16 protein-coding genes are annotated in these 13,910 nt (G+C 44.7%); 10 read left to right on the forward strand and 6 right to left on the reverse strand.

Annotated features, from left to right (window positions below; translation table 11 throughout):
* The 5 genes from A3757_RS15270 to A3757_RS15290 form a co-directional block, all read left to right on the forward strand.
* Positions 1 to 242: acyl-CoA dehydrogenase family protein (locus A3757_RS15270; protein WP_255374989.1), on the forward strand; the 242-nt coding region annotated here is incomplete at its 5' end.
* A 70-nt stretch (positions 243 to 312) separates the two neighbouring features.
* Positions 313 to 1,920: a carboxyl transferase domain-containing protein gene (locus tag A3757_RS15275; RefSeq protein ID WP_068553300.1), complete on the forward strand. Its 1,608-nt coding sequence runs from the start codon at positions 313 to 315 to the stop codon at positions 1,918 to 1,920.
* Positions 1,921 to 1,979: 59 nt separating this feature from the next.
* The gene (locus tag A3757_RS15280) at positions 1,980 to 2,765 is read left to right on the forward strand and encodes an enoyl-CoA hydratase-related protein (RefSeq protein ID WP_068507218.1); all 786 of its coding nucleotides are present in this window, start codon (positions 1,980 to 1,982) and stop codon (positions 2,763 to 2,765) included.
* Positions 2,766 to 2,773: 8 nt separating this feature from the next.
* A complete protein-coding gene (locus A3757_RS15285) occupies positions 2,774 to 3,661 on the forward strand; it encodes a hydroxymethylglutaryl-CoA lyase (protein ID WP_068507219.1) in 888 nt (295 codons plus the stop codon).
* A 21-nt stretch (positions 3,662 to 3,682) separates the two neighbouring features.
* On the forward strand, positions 3,683 to 5,689 hold the full coding sequence (locus A3757_RS15290; protein ID WP_068553297.1) for an acetoacetate--CoA ligase: 2,007 nt from the start codon (positions 3,683 to 3,685) through the stop codon (positions 5,687 to 5,689).
* Between the two features lie 56 nt (positions 5,690 to 5,745).
* Here A3757_RS15290 and A3757_RS15295 read toward each other — a convergent pair whose 3' ends face one another.
* Entirely contained in the window at positions 5,746 to 6,066 is a 321-nt protein-coding gene (locus A3757_RS15295; protein WP_068507222.1) for an antibiotic biosynthesis monooxygenase, read from the reverse strand.
* A gap of 268 nt (positions 6,067 to 6,334) precedes the next feature.
* On the opposite strand from A3757_RS15295, the gene A3757_RS15300 reads away from it, so the two are divergent.
* Positions 6,335 to 7,114 (forward strand): ABC transporter substrate-binding protein, encoded by a 780-nt coding sequence (locus A3757_RS15300; RefSeq protein WP_068553295.1) that lies wholly within the window; start codon positions 6,335 to 6,337, stop codon positions 7,112 to 7,114.
* A 10-nt stretch (positions 7,115 to 7,124) separates the two neighbouring features.
* Here the strand turns inward: A3757_RS15300 and A3757_RS15305 are convergent, their stop codons facing one another.
* Positions 7,125 to 7,961 carry a protein-glutamate O-methyltransferase CheR gene (locus A3757_RS15305; RefSeq protein ID WP_068507226.1) on the reverse strand — a complete coding sequence of 279 codons (837 nt, stop codon included), beginning with the start codon at positions 7,959 to 7,961 and terminating at the stop codon, positions 7,125 to 7,127.
* A gap of 34 nt (positions 7,962 to 7,995) precedes the next feature.
* Positions 7,996 to 8,940, reverse strand: coding sequence for a chemotaxis protein CheV (locus A3757_RS15310; RefSeq protein ID WP_068553293.1), 945 nt, complete (start codon positions 8,938 to 8,940; stop codon positions 7,996 to 7,998).
* A gap of 202 nt (positions 8,941 to 9,142) precedes the next feature.
* Between A3757_RS15310 and flgA the strand changes: the two genes are divergently transcribed.
* From flgA to A3757_RS15330, 4 genes are all read left to right on the forward strand, one after another.
* The gene (flgA, locus tag A3757_RS15315; protein ID WP_068507230.1) at positions 9,143 to 9,913 is read left to right on the forward strand and encodes a flagellar basal body P-ring formation chaperone FlgA; all 771 of its coding nucleotides are present in this window, start codon (positions 9,143 to 9,145) and stop codon (positions 9,911 to 9,913) included.
* Between the two features lie 90 nt (positions 9,914 to 10,003).
* A complete protein-coding gene (gene flgM, locus A3757_RS15320; RefSeq protein WP_068507233.1) occupies positions 10,004 to 10,306 on the forward strand; it encodes a flagellar biosynthesis anti-sigma factor FlgM in 303 nt (100 codons plus the stop codon).
* Between the two features lie 30 nt (positions 10,307 to 10,336).
* On the forward strand, positions 10,337 to 10,810 hold the full coding sequence (locus A3757_RS15325; RefSeq protein WP_068507235.1) for a flagella synthesis protein FlgN: 474 nt from the start codon (positions 10,337 to 10,339) through the stop codon (positions 10,808 to 10,810).
* Between the two features lie 37 nt (positions 10,811 to 10,847).
* Positions 10,848 to 11,471: a class I SAM-dependent methyltransferase gene (locus A3757_RS15330; RefSeq protein WP_231872240.1), complete on the forward strand. Its 624-nt coding sequence runs from the start codon at positions 10,848 to 10,850 to the stop codon at positions 11,469 to 11,471.
* 29 nt (positions 11,472 to 11,500) lie between these two features.
* Here A3757_RS15330 and cobO read toward each other — a convergent pair whose 3' ends face one another.
* The 3 genes from cobO to A3757_RS15345 all read right to left on the reverse strand — a co-directional run.
* Positions 11,501 to 12,109 carry a cob(I)yrinic acid a,c-diamide adenosyltransferase gene (gene cobO, locus A3757_RS15335; RefSeq protein ID WP_082865318.1) on the reverse strand — a complete coding sequence of 203 codons (609 nt, stop codon included), beginning with the start codon at positions 12,107 to 12,109 and terminating at the stop codon, positions 11,501 to 11,503.
* Between the two features lie 39 nt (positions 12,110 to 12,148).
* On the reverse strand, positions 12,149 to 13,009 hold the full coding sequence (locus A3757_RS15340; RefSeq protein WP_082865058.1) for a cobalamin-binding protein: 861 nt from the start codon (positions 13,007 to 13,009) through the stop codon (positions 12,149 to 12,151).
* 9 nt (positions 13,010 to 13,018) lie between these two features.
* Positions 13,019 to 13,910: iron ABC transporter permease (locus A3757_RS15345; protein WP_068739879.1), on the reverse strand; the 892-nt coding region annotated here is incomplete at its 5' end.

The raw sequence follows: 13,910 nt of genomic DNA on the forward strand, positions 1-13,910 counted from the left end.
CTAAAGCCTGTGACCGAGGTGAGACCACCCGTAAAGATGCGGCCGGTATCATTCTATACAGCGCTGAAGCAGCAACTAAAATGGCCTTGGAGGCAATCCAAATACTTGGCGGCAATGGCTACATTAACGAGTTCCCTGCTGGGCGCCTATTACGAGATGCGAAGCTCTATGAAATTGGTGCCGGAACTTCCGAGATTCGTCGTATGCTAATCGGCCGCGAATTATTTATGGAAACGCGTTAACACCCTGCCTCGTTAATTAAAGCCAAGCCTTAGCAAATATTGCTAAGGCTATCGATGGATAGAATCATTTATGACCGTTATACAATCCAACACAGACGCTTTAAGCGCACAGTTTAAAGAAAGAAAGCTTGCGATGGACGAGCTGGTGACTGGGCTGCGTGAAACCATTCAGGCCACCGCAAATAGCGCCGGGCCTGAAGCGGTAAAGCGCCACCTAGCTAAAGGAAAGCTTTTACCCAGAGACCGAGTCACGAGATTAATTGATCCCGGCTCACCATTTCTTGAGTTATCTCAACTTGCTGCCCATGAGGTATACGATGAAAAGGTTCCCTCTGCCGGTGCAATTACTGGCATAGGCCGAATCAATGGCACTGAGTGCATGATTGTTGCCAACGATTCGACGGTTAAAGGAGGCACTTACTACCCTCTTTCGGTTAAAAAACATCTCCGCGCCTTAACCATCGCTGAAGAGAATCGCCTACCCTGCGTCTACCTTGTAGATTCAGGTGGCGCAAACCTCCCTAATCAGGATGAAGTCTTTCCGGACGAGGATGACTTTGGCAACATTTTCTATCGACAGGCCAACATGTCTGCCAAAGGGATTCCACAAATCGCCGTGGTACTTGGCTTGTGTACCGCTGGTGGCGCTTACGTCCCTGCAATGGCCGATGAAAGCATAATGGTTCGCAACCACAGTACAATCTTTCTAGCAGGCCCACCGCTAGTTAAAGCTGCAACCGGTGAAGAAGTTAGCGCAGAAGACCTGGGCGGCGCTGATGTGCATTGCAAAACCTCTGGTGTTGCTGATCATTATGCCGACAGTGAAGAGCATGCTATCCAGATCGCTCGAGAATGTGTATCAAACCTCAATTGGCAGAAGCCGCAACAAATGGCTACTCGCCCAGCAAAACCACCTAAGTACCCGGAAAATGAAATAAACGGAGTAGTTCCAACTGACCTTAAAACCCCCTACGACGTACGAGAAGTCATTGCCCGAATCGTTGATGATTCAGACTTTTCAGAATTCAAGCAATACTTTGGTGAAACACTCGTTTGCGGCTTTGCACATATTTACGGGAACCCGGTCGGTATTATTGCTAACAACGGCATTTTGTTTTCGGAGTCTGCTCAAAAAGGCGCGCACTTTATAGAACTATGCTGCCAACGCAAGATTCCTTTGATCTTCCTGCAAAATGTCACTGGTTTTATGGTCGGCAAATCCTTTGAAGAAGGCGGTATCGCCAAGCATGGGGCAAAGATGGTCATGGCCGTCGCTTGCGCTAAAGTTCCGAAGTTTACGATCATTATTGGCGGAAGTTTTGGTGCCGGAAATTACGGCATGTGCGGGAGAGCCTATCATCCACGATTCCTATGGATGTGGCCAAATGCACGTATTTCAGTAATGGGTGGCGAACAGGCTGCAGGCGTTCTGGCACAAGTTAAACGAGATAGTTTGGCTAAACGTGGCATCAATTGGTCTGATGAAGAAGAACAAGCACTCAAGCAACCGATTATCGAACAGTTTGAAAAACAGGCACACCCTTATTATGCCAGTGCACGCTTATGGGATGACGGCATAATCGAGCCTAGCGACACTCGAAAAGTTCTTGGCGTCGCAATCTCAGCTAGCCTAAACGCACCAATAGAAGATACCGAGTTTGGCGTATTTAGAATGTAAGTATGAGCGATCACTCAAATTACTCATAAGGTACAATTCAATGAATCAGGATATTAACCATGCAGCCAGCAAGTACTCTTCAATTTGATAAGCAAATCGCCACCCTTTGCTTATCGCGCCCTGAAAAGCACAACGCTTTCGATGACCAGGTAATTACCGAACTACGCGCACATATAAAAACAGTCAACGACTCAGATGCGCGCGTTATGGTACTCAAAGCTGATGGCAAACATTTCTGCGCCGGGGCTGACTTAGCCTGGATGAAACGTATGGCAACGCTAAGTCATGAAGACAACCTTCACGATGCACGCCAACTTGCTGCGCTTATGCAAGAGTTAAACGATCTTAGGATTCCCACAATAGCACGCGTACAAGGAGCCGCCTACGGTGGAGCAATCGGGCTTATCGCGTGCAGCGACATTGCCATCGCCGATGAGAAATCACGTTTCTGTTTAAGCGAAACGAAACTCGGTTTAGCACCTGCCACCATCGGGCCTTTTGTTGTTGAAGCCATCGGCCCTCGCATCGCAAAAAGACTATTCTTAACTGCTGAAGTATTTAAGGCTCAAGCAGCAAAGGGTTATCAACTTGTCCATGAAGTTGTAGCAACTGAACAATTAGATGAGCAAGTACAGGCTATTGTTGAACAAATTTTAACAACTGGCCCGCAAGCCAGTATTGCAGCCAAGCAGCTAGTGGCTGACATAGTGCAAGCTCCTGAAGACTTAAGTGAACGCACCAGCCAGCTTATTGCTGACTTACGCGTATCGGAAGAAGGTCAAAATGGATTGAAGGCATTTTTCGATAAGCAGCCAGCTCCTTGGATTAAGAGCAATAAGGAGTAAACACAAGCATGAGTGATCAAGTAAGAATTGTTGAAGTGGGTCCGCGTGACGGGCTACAAAACGAAGCTGGAATCGTAAGCTTGGAAGATAAACTCGCCTTAATCGAACAGCTTGGCAAGGCTGGACTGAAGCAAATAGAGGCCGGTAGCTTTGTTTCACCCAAGTGGGTTCCCCAGATGGCCAGTAGTGCAGAGGTTTTCACAAAGCTAAGTCGCAGAGATGATATCTGTTACTCAGCTCTCACCCCAAACCTCAAGGGTTATGAAGCAGCCAAATCTGTCAATGTGGATGAGGTTGCCATATTTACTGCAGCTTCAGAAGGCTTTACTCAGAAAAACATCAACTGCAGCATTGATGAAAGCATTGCTCGTTTCGAGCCACTTATTACCCAGGCCAAGCAGGATAATTTGCGCGTTCGAGCTTATGTTTCTTGCATTATCGCCTGCCCTTACGATGGCATCACTTCGCCTGAAAATGTTACTAAAGTCTGTGAGCGCCTGCTGAGCATGGGCTGCTACGAGGTATCACTCGGCGATACAATTGGCATTGGTACGCCCGTTCAAATAAAAACGCTGCTCTCTCAACTATTGAGACACTTCTCGACCAATCAACTAGCCTGCCATTTTCACGATACCTACGGCCAAGCGCTTGCCAATCAATACGCAGCCCTAGAGTTAGGCTACAGAACTTTCGATACCTCAGTAGCTGGCTTAGGTGGTTGCCCCTATGCAACCGGAGCCTCTGGAAATGTCAGCACAGAAGACACCGTTTATATGCTCCAGGGGGCTGGCATGGAAACAGGTATTGAGCTAGACAAGCTCATTGAAGCAGGAAACAGAATTTGCAATGCAATTGGCCGAACTAATCAATCAAAAGTAGCGCTCGCATTAAAATAACCAGACTCGGAACAGCACGACATGAATCAGCAAAATAACGAATGCCTTTGGCAACCTAGCATAGACCGCATATCGCAGACAGAACTGACTCGATTCATGTCTTATCTAAATCAGCAAAGCGAACATTCATTTGAAAGCTACGATCAACTCTATCGTTGGTCTGTCTCTGATAAGCAGGCATTCTGGTCACAGCTGTGGGATTTCTTTGATGTCAAAGGTCATAAAGGCGAACTCACCTTGCTTAATGAAGACAAGATGCCGGGTGCGCAATGGTTTCCAAATGCGACCTTGAACTTTGCCGAGAATCTGTTGCGCCAAGCTGAAAGCAGCCCTGCATCGATAGCGATTGTTGAACGTGGCGAGCATGGCCTTAGAACAGAGCTTAGTTACCAGGAACTACTCCAGCAGGTTAATAAGTGTGCCACATATCTTAAGCAAGTGGGCGTAGCAAAAGGCGATGTGGTAGCCGGCTTCCTACCAAATAGTTGCTATGCGGTGATTGCCATGCTTGCTACAAGTAGCCTCGGTGCAATCTGGACATCCTGTTCACCCGATTTTGGCGTAACAGGCGTGCTCGATCGCTTCGAACAAACTCGTCCTAAAGTCCTTTTTGCTACAGACGGTTATTACTATGGAAATAAAACTATCAGCAGCCTTGAACGTGTTAAAGCCGTCCAGAAAGGTCTAAGCGAATTAGAAGCCTGCATACTGATTCCTTATCTCAAGCCAAAAGATAGCGACAAAGAAGCCCTTGGTGATTCATTTCATACCTGGGCGGATGTAATGAAGGTAGAGGACAACAGCGCATTGTCATTCACGCAAATGCCCTTTTCGGCACCGCTGTACATCCTCTATTCATCAGGAACAACAGGCAAACCCAAATGCATTGTACATAGCGCTGGTGGTACCTTGATTCAGCACCTCAAAGAGCTTGCACTGCATACCAACGTCAAGCCAAATACCAAGCTTTTCTACTACACAACCTGTGGCTGGATGATGTGGAACTGGCTCGTTTCTGGTCTAGCCTTAGGTGCTACGCTAGTGTTGTATGACGGCTCACCATTCCACCCAGAACAAACCAGCCTGCTTGATATTGCAGACGAAGAAGGTATCGATATTTTTGGGGCTAGTGCCAAGTATTACGCTGCCTGTGAGAAGTTTGGTCTGTCGCCGAAGCATAGCCACCAACTTGATAGCGTCGAAGCATTCTTATCAACCGGCTCCCCCTTGAGCCACGAAAGTTTTGAATATATTTACCGCGACATTAAGACGGACGTATGCGTCTCTAGTATTTCCGGGGGCACAGATATCATCTCTTGTTTTGCGCTAGGAAACCCGAATCTTCCAGTATACAAAGGTGAGCTTCAATGCATTGGCTTAGGGATGGACGTACAATTTTTAGATGATGATGGAACTAGCCTTACACAAGGAAAAGGAGAGCTTGTTTGTAAGCAAGCCTTCCCTTCCATGCCAACCTGTTTCTGGAATGACAAAAATAACGAAAAATACCAAAGCGCTTACTTTAAACGCTTTGACAACACATGGGCTCATGGGGACTACGGAGAGCTTATTGTCCACGAAGCAGATAATGGAACACCAACCCAAACCGGCGTAATCATTCACGGCCGCTCTGATGCAATCCTTAACCCTGGCGGTGTTCGAATAGGTACTGCTGAGATTTATCGTCAGGTTGAAAAGGTTGAGGAAGTGTTTGAGTCAATTGCTATCGGCCAAGAATGGCAAGATGATGTTCGTGTCATTCTCTTTGTCCGTTTACAAGAAGGTTTAACACTAGACACGCAGCTTATCGATAAGATAAAACGAAGTATCCGCGAGAATACTACACCAAGGCATGTGCCCAATAAGATTCTTCAAGTCACGGACATTCCCAGAACATTGAGTGGAAAAATTGTCGAGCTAGCCGTTAGAAATGTCGTGCACGGCAAAGAGCTTACAAATATAGAAGCATTGGCAAACCCAGAGGCATTAAACTTATATAGCAACTTAGCGGCCCTGAAAAGCGACTAGCACAATGACTATAAAATCAATAGAGAAGGCAATCTTCTCTATTGATAATAGGCGCTTTACAATAAACCGTAATCGCGTTCCACACGTGAAACCCTGACTTTATAGTCTCTATACCAGCGCTCCTTTCCTAAAGACTGTGCTGCAGTATGTTCTAGATTATCTTTCCACGCTTTAATCGATTCCAGATCACGCCAATAGGAAACCGTCACACCTAGTGAGTCACGTGCTGACTCTAAGCCCAAAAACCCGTCTTGCTCACTGGCAAGCGCTTCCATACGAAGAGATGTGTTAGAGTATTCCTTATCATCGCTACTAAGTACTGAGGTAAAAATGACAGAGTAATAGGGAGGTTGCGGTGTGCCTACAATTGCGTCCATTCTGCTTATTGCTCCTTGTAAAAACAGTTTCTGTAGTGAAAAAACACGTTCCCAGCTTCAACTTACTAACCATAAATTTTGCCCGCGCCCTGCGGGTAAAAGCTACAGTTCAAATAAACTATTTTTTGCTCTTCAAATCAAGAAAAATTGGCTAGATTTTTTAACTCGAGAAGCCAAAACGAGGTTGGCAAAAAAATGCCTAAGTTGGACATCCAGCAAATTCAAGCTATAATTTTCCTATGATTTCTCCGGATACGGATACACGATAATGCGAGCATTTATTTCGAAAGCCACGTTACTTTATCTGTTACTCAGCACCACGACCGCCCTCGCTAACAAACAAGATCAAGTAGCTATTTCTTTGGCCTTTACTTTTTCAATGCCCCCATACTTAAGCCAGGATAAAAAAAGCGGTATTGAACGTGACATTATCTATATCGCACTTACCCAAGCAGGCTACGAATCAATTAGTATTGAGAATGTCCATTACCTACGCGCAATAGAGTTAGTTAAAAGTGGCAGCATCGACGCAATTGTTTCAAATCAATCAAATACGATCTATTCTTCCAATTTGCCGGGTATTTCCACGAGCCACAAAACACTTGACTATGTGGACTGTGCCATCTCACTCGCTAGCCAGAACCTACAACTTAAAACTATATATGATTACTATGACAAGCATATTTGGGCTTTCAAAAGTGCGAGCACTACCTTGGGCCAAGACTTTCAGCTTATGACTCAGAATAACAAGAAGTACACTGAGGATGTTGATCAATTAAAACAACTCGACATGCTCGCAATGAAGCGCATTGACATTGCTATTTCGGATCGAAATATTTTTTCCAGCAAACACAAAAACAGCAGGAAATATCAATCCCTGGAATTTAGCTTCGACAATATTGCTCCCCCCACTTCTCGAGTAATTCGATCGATGGATAGGACATTAATCCAAAAGTTCAATAAGGGCTTGGAGGGCATTCAGGGTAATGGTGAGTACCAGGCTATCTTGAGTAAATATAGAGACTCTTATGCGGGGACTTGCGAATAAACCAGGTTAATTAAATCGCTCGATAGATAATTCCTGGGCGGCACTGAATCATTTCAAAGTACTCCGATAAACCATTAAGTGACTCAGAAGCACCTAAGATCAAATACCCTCCCTTCTTCAAAACACTATGTATTTTGACCAGAATCTTTCGTTTTAATTCAGGTGAGAAATAGATCAAGACATTTCTACAAAAAACCACATCGAGATTAGTTCCAACTCGACCGTAACCTTCCATCAAGTTTAACAACTGAAAATCAATGCTAGTTTTGTACTCAGGTTTAATCTGCCAACGACCATCTTCAAGCGAACTAAAACACTTCTTCAAGCGTTGCTCAGACATTCCGCGCCCAAGCGCCAACATCTCATAGATACCAGACTTCGCGTTAGCAAGCACTGTCGGTGAGATATCTGTCGCGACAACCTTTACCCCCCCCTTCAATCTACCGGGCTTAGACTCTTGAAACTCTTTCGCAATGATAGAGATCGAATAAGGCTCTTGACCTGTTGAGCATGCTGCTGACCATATTTTCAAGGGTGCAATAGTATTCTGCTTATCTGCTTCAACGAAGATTTTTTCTTTTAGAACAGTAAAAGGATGAGAGTCTCGAAACCATAAAGTTTCATTTGTAGTCATCGCATCAATCACTTCTTCTCTGAGATTGCGATGTGAAATACTCTTAAGCTTGGACACGAGCTCACTTAGGCTTGCAATCTGATGCTTTGCCATCACAGGCTTGAGGCGACTACTCACTAGATAAGCCTTATTTTCACCCAACAATATCCCGCACGCTTCCTCTAGAAAGGTGCGGAATAAGTGATACTCCTGAGCTGAACTATCTAATTGCATAGCCACCCTTTAACGAGCATGTTGCGCTGTACATCTAAGCTTTCGTCTTGATACGATCAATGATATCCATCACTTTTTCCGCAAGTTCATCCGGACTAAACTTGGCCATAAAGTCATCGGCACCAACTTTTTCTACCATTGCCTGGTTAAACACACCACTCAATGAAGTGTGCAGCATAATATAAAGTGGTGCTAAACGATGATCATCCTTACATAAGGTCGTCAAGGTGTAGCCATCCATCTCTGGCATCTCTACGTCTGAAATCATCAAATCAATATGATCATTAAAGTGTGACCCGTCCGCCACAAGTTCCCTTAGATAATCGTAGGCCTGTTTACCATCATTCTTGGTAATTACTGTAATGCCGATAGCTTGTAGGCAGTTTTGTATTTGCTTACGCGCAACCACCGAGTCATCAACGACCAGAACGGTAGGCGGCGATTCACTATTACGTTCACACACCTGTTCTACGAACTCTTCGTTAACGGTTTCTTCTACAGGCGCCACTTCAGACAGAATCTTCTCTACATCGATAATTTCTACAAGCTTATTATCGATACGAGTGACGGCAGTCAGGTAATTTTCGCGTCCGGCACCCTTTGGCGGCGGATGAATCTCTTCCCAATTAAGGTTAACGATACGTTCAACATCACCAACCAGGAAGCCTTGAGTCTTTCTGTTGTATTCAGTAATAATGACAAAGCTATTGGGAATTGTCTCTTCCGCAATCGGCATCTGTCCTGTTGCCATCCCCATATCCATAATAGGGATAGTTCCACCACGAATATGCGCGACACCGCGAACAACAGGATGTCGTTGTGGCATCATAGTTAACTTAGGGCACTGCAATACTTCTTTAACCTTAAAAACGTTAATTCCGTATATCTGCTGACCCTGAAGCTTAAACAACAATAATTCCAGTCGATTCTGCCCAACGAGCTGAGTTCGTTGGTTAACACTGTCCAGAATACCGGCCATATATATAGCTCCCCTAACGATGTTCAGAGCGGTATGTTACTTGCTTAAGTATTTAGCAGAATGCTTGATACTTAAGCAAATAGGTAAAACCCTGAGCAACGATTTGTACTTTTGACGCAACACTCAGTTTACGCAATAAAGTACTTGTTATTACACGTGCTTTTTAATTTTTTGCACAGCTAACAATAGCATAGGACATAAAATGAAAATTAGTAGGCAAATATTCTGGTTACCGCTTCTTTTTCTGAGCACACTAGTTATCGGGAGCGAGACCGTAACTTTGGAGAATAAGCATAGTCACGCTACGCCTGAAGAATTAGCAAAGAATGAAACCTCAGACAATAACTTCGACCTTAAAACGCTAGTCTCGGCATACCTTGAGCAGTTAGCCGCTGATTATGCGGACAAAGGTTACCGCTCAGAATACAGGGTCGGCAATATTGATCCATACCACAAAAACAAAACATGTAGCGAGCAGCCACAACTTAAGCTGAATCGCCCTCCTCTCACACAAAACCGAATAACAATCGAGATTCGCTGCGAAGGTCTTAAACCTTGGAAACTCTATATTGGCTCAGAATTCGACCTTTACGCTCATACAGTTGTCGCAACGGGGGGTATCCGGCGTGGCCAAGTGATCTCTATAAATGACATCAACCTAGAAGAAATAGTTATTAACCGAACACACTATTCACATTATCAACAGCTATCTGACGTCGAAGGTATGGTAGCTCGGCGCTCAATTAGGCCCGGATCAACAATTCAACCTGGCCATTTAACACCGCCAAAGCTGGTTAAGCGCGGCGATAATGTTGTAATCGTTGCCAGCAATAGTGCAATTTCGGTTAGAATGAACGGCACCGCTATGACTGACGGGGCGTTGGGGCAGCAAATACCCGTACAAAACCTGCAGTCGAAGCGTGTTGTAAAGGCTCGCGTAAGTGAGCCCGGCCTTGTAATAATAACACTTTAGAAAAAAACATAATTTACTGTAAGATTTAGCTAAAGTATTAAGATCGCATGCCGATATTCTAGGCATAGAAAGATTTAAGGATGCATCACCATGAATATTGATATAAATGGCATTGGCTCTAATCGCACAGATGGCCCCAAACGAAATCAGGCTGGAAAGTCTGTTGAGAGCATTAGTAACCCCGCTCAAGGGCAGCCCCCTTCAAGCGAAAATGCTAAAGACAGCGTTAGCTTTAGCTCCTCGGCACAAAATCTTGCTCGCATTGAAGCAGAGATTAAATCACTGCCTGAAGTAAACCAAAGCCGCGTCGATGAGGTAAAAGCTCGTATAGAACGTGGTGAATATCAGCCAGACTCTGATAACTTGGCTCGAAAAATGCTTGATTTGGGGTAATTATCATTAATTACTCCAATGAGGTCTACTATGTCAGAGTTTACCGAGCAGCTTAAGAACTTACTCCGTCAAGATATTGTCGATCTAGATACCTTAAAGAAGCTCTTGGACCAAGAAAAGCAAACCCTAACAACGCGCAACACCGATCAAATTTCTCTATTATCCAAACACAAAACTCAAACTGTCCAACAATTAGAGTCTCGCGGAAAAATTAAGGCCAGGTTAATAGCCGAGTCTGGGCTTGGCATTAAACCTGGACACGTTGAGGAAAAGCTACAAACACTAAATGATGATGATTTAGTTAACTTATGGCAAACTTCCCGCGAGAAAATGCAACAATGCAAAGATACTAACCAGGTCAACGGAAGCATTATTAGTCGCTCCTTACAGCGCACGAATAAGTTGATGACAATCATCCGCGGCCAAAACAAAACGCAAAATCTTTATGGCCAACAAGGTAAAGAGCAAAGTTACGGATCCACCCATCGCATTGGCCAGGCCTGATACCCCACCCCCAACTACTCATGAATGCCCTTTATGCTTGTCAAAAGAAACAAGGGCTATTCACCGAGATTCACACAGCAAAGTAGACAGAGAATACCTTAACTGTGCGCACTGTGACCTGATATTTGTTCCTAAGCAGTTTCACATCTCGCCCGGGTATGAAAAATCAATCTATGATTTGCATGAAAACAACCCCGAAGACAAAGGATATCGGCGCTTTCTAGAGAAGTTATCTATGCCGCTGATATCTCAACTAGAACCCTTTGCCAATGGGCTTGATTTCGGCTGCGGACCCGGACCAACTTTATCAATCATGATGCGTGAAAAGGGCTTTAACGTAGAAGAGTACGATCCTTTCTACATGCCAGACAAAAGCCCTTTAAGTGGCCGCTACGACTTTATTACCAGTACAGAGGTTGTCGAACATCTGAGCAAGCCAAAAGAGGTATTTGAGCTCTTGTTTAAGATGCTGAAAAAGAAAGGAGTCTTGGGCATTATGACAAAACAACCCCCAAAGCAAGGCATCGTGAATTGGCAGTATACGAAAGACCCAACTCACATCAGCTTCTATTCCGTTAAAACCTTTCAATATATTGCTGCATTGTTCGACTGCCAGCTAGAGGTCATCTCTTACGACACAGTATTGCTAATCAAAAGATAAAACAGTACTCATTTACTTTTGCTCAGCGCCTAATAATCAACCCCTTCACGAGCCTTAACGCCCGCCTTATAGGCGTGCTTGATCTCTTTAATCTCTGATACCGTATCAGCTAACTCCTGCAACGCAGAGCCACCACCTCGTCCGGTAACAATCACGCTTTGCTCAAAAGGCCTATCTCGCAAAGCAGAAAGAATTCGTTCTTCTTCGAGGTATTTATAGGCAATCATATAGGTCAGCTCATCCAGCACGACCAAGTTGTAGCTGTCATCTGCAAGCATTTTCTCCGCTACCTTCCAGGTTTTTTCGGCCGCTTCGATATCTGCTTCTCGATCTTGCGTGTTCCAGGTAAAGCCAGTCCCCATTTGATAGAAGTCTACATCTGGCAATTTGTTTTTTAAGTAAAGCTCTTCACCTGAAAGCTGTGCCCCCTTGATAAACTGTACTACTCCAACCTTATGGTCATAGCCCAAGGCCCGCAAAACCATGCCAAAAGCAGAACTGCTCTTTCCCTTGCCATTTCCTGTAAGCACTATTAAGACACCACGTTCAATATTGGCTGCCTCGATATTAGCGTCTACATTGGCCTTTTGTTTTTGCATCTTCTTTTTATGTGAAGCATTTTTATCTTGCTTTTCCAAGGTCGTACTCCTTCAGGAAGGTAGGTTAGATTATTTATTTTATGAGCGGGCTCTGACTTGATCTAAAGCACTGCAAACGGACTTCATTCCATCAATCACGCGAAGTGAAAAACGATGCATTACGTCACCATTCACGGAAAATATATGCTGATTTCTTACTGCTGGAATCTCGCGCCAGGTAGCCCATTGTTGTGCATCGCCCAATTCTGCACCATGATGCGAAGGAACAATGATCACTTTAGGTTTCGCCTTGAGAATAACCTCTAGACTCACTTGCGGATAATCTAGCGAAGTATCATCAAATATATTTACTCCACCACAACTCGTTAAAATTTCATTGATCCAGCTGCCCGCACCTATCGTTCTTAAGGGCTCATTCCACAACTGGTAAAAGAAGCTTATTGGCGCTTTATGATGATTCTCTTTCTGTATGCCCTGCCAGTCTTGCTTAAACGTTGCAACGAGCTCCGCGGCTTTCGCATTCAGCCCAGTCAAGGCCCCCAGCTCTATGATTTCCGTTTCAATATCTGCCATACGCTTGGTTTCACTACGATAGACCTTTAAGCCCAAGCGTTCTAGGCGATCAATATCACCGGCAGGATTGCCTCCTTCCCAAGCAACAATCAAGTCCGGTTTTAAGGCGAGCACACTCTCAAGTTGAATCCCATTGTAACCACCGACCTGAGGTATTCTCTTAGCTTCATCAGGAAAATCAGCATAGCTTGTCGTTGCTACGATTCTACTTCCAGCACCTAGAGAAAATAATAACTCAACTGAGTGTGGAGAAAGCGCTACGATTCGCTTTGCAACAAAGGGTGCGTGGGAAGTTTCGTCACTATGAGACAAGGAAGCTTGAAAAGCCAAGACTAGCAAAAGCAATAAATTAAGTACTCTGAACATAAGCACGATTTACCATCCTCGACGACGAAGAACCAGAAGAAAGAAGGCACTACCAATTGCTGCTGTAATGACACCAACGGGTAGCTCATTATTATCGATCAAGGTACGTGCAAGCACATCAACCCATACCATGAAACAACCACCCAATAATACACACGCCGTTAAAACGTGCTTACTCCGGCGCTCTAGCAACCTTCTAACAATATGGGGCACCATTAAACCAACAAAGCCTATGCCACCACAATTTGCAACCAACGTTGCCGTTAACAAAGAACTAAGCAATAACATAGAAATTCGCAAACGCTTTACATCCACTCCTAATGCGGTCGCACTTTCATCCCCCGCAAGCATGACACGCAAACGCCGGTGATTGGCAAAAAATATTGCGATACAAATAAGAATAACTAAAGACGGCATCCATAATGCTCCCCAGTGAGCTTTACTAAAACTACCCATAGTCCAAAAAATAAGCGATGCAACGGCTTGAGCATCAGCCATATATAAAACCAAGCTCGTTGCCGCGCTGAACATAAAAGAAACCGCAACGCCGGCTAATAACATTCGTTCAATTTGCGCCCCCATACCCGAAAGAGAGATAACCAGAATAACCGACACAGCACTGCCAATAAACGCTCCAGCAGTGATACCGAGATCATACAGACCAGCATCACTTAGCATTGAACTAGCTCCACCTGCGGCAATGACCAGCACAGCGCCAAATGAGGCGCCTGAGGAAATACCAAACAAATAAGGGTCAGCCAGCGGATTTCGAGTAACCGTTTGCAGAACTGCACCGGCTAAAGACAAACCAGCCCCCGCAAAGAAAGCAAGTATCAGGCGTGGAAGACGCAGATCGAGTAGTACTTGCTCATGGATAGGGTCTGCCGATGCCTCACCCGTA

The organism is Oleiphilus sp. HI0117, from assembly GCF_001635235.1.

Coding starts and splice junctions, on each gene's coding strand:
- A3757_RS15295 (WP_068507222.1), bottom strand. CDS start 6,066: ATGGACGCAATTGTAGGCACACCGCAACCTCCCTATTACTCTGTCATT.
- A3757_RS15340 (WP_082865058.1), bottom strand. CDS start 13,009: ATGTTCAGAGTACTTAATTTATTGCTTTTGCTAGTCTTGGCTTTTCAA.
- flgA (WP_068507230.1), top strand. CDS start 9,143: ATGAAAATTAGTAGGCAAATATTCTGGTTACCGCTTCTTTTTCTGAGC.
- A3757_RS15275 (WP_068553300.1), top strand. CDS start 313: ATGACCGTTATACAATCCAACACAGACGCTTTAAGCGCACAGTTTAAA.
- flgM (WP_068507233.1), top strand. CDS start 10,004: ATGAATATTGATATAAATGGCATTGGCTCTAATCGCACAGATGGCCCC.
- A3757_RS15325 (WP_068507235.1), top strand. CDS start 10,337: ATGTCAGAGTTTACCGAGCAGCTTAAGAACTTACTCCGTCAAGATATT.
- A3757_RS15290 (WP_068553297.1), top strand. CDS start 3,683: ATGAATCAGCAAAATAACGAATGCCTTTGGCAACCTAGCATAGACCGC.
- A3757_RS15305 (WP_068507226.1), bottom strand. CDS start 7,961: ATGCAATTAGATAGTTCAGCTCAGGAGTATCACTTATTCCGCACCTTT.
- A3757_RS15280 (WP_068507218.1), top strand. CDS start 1,980: ATGCAGCCAGCAAGTACTCTTCAATTTGATAAGCAAATCGCCACCCTT.
- A3757_RS15285 (WP_068507219.1), top strand. CDS start 2,774: ATGAGTGATCAAGTAAGAATTGTTGAAGTGGGTCCGCGTGACGGGCTA.
- A3757_RS15300 (WP_068553295.1), top strand. CDS start 6,335: ATGCGAGCATTTATTTCGAAAGCCACGTTACTTTATCTGTTACTCAGC.
- A3757_RS15310 (WP_068553293.1), bottom strand. CDS start 8,940: ATGGCCGGTATTCTGGACAGTGTTAACCAACGAACTCAGCTCGTTGGG.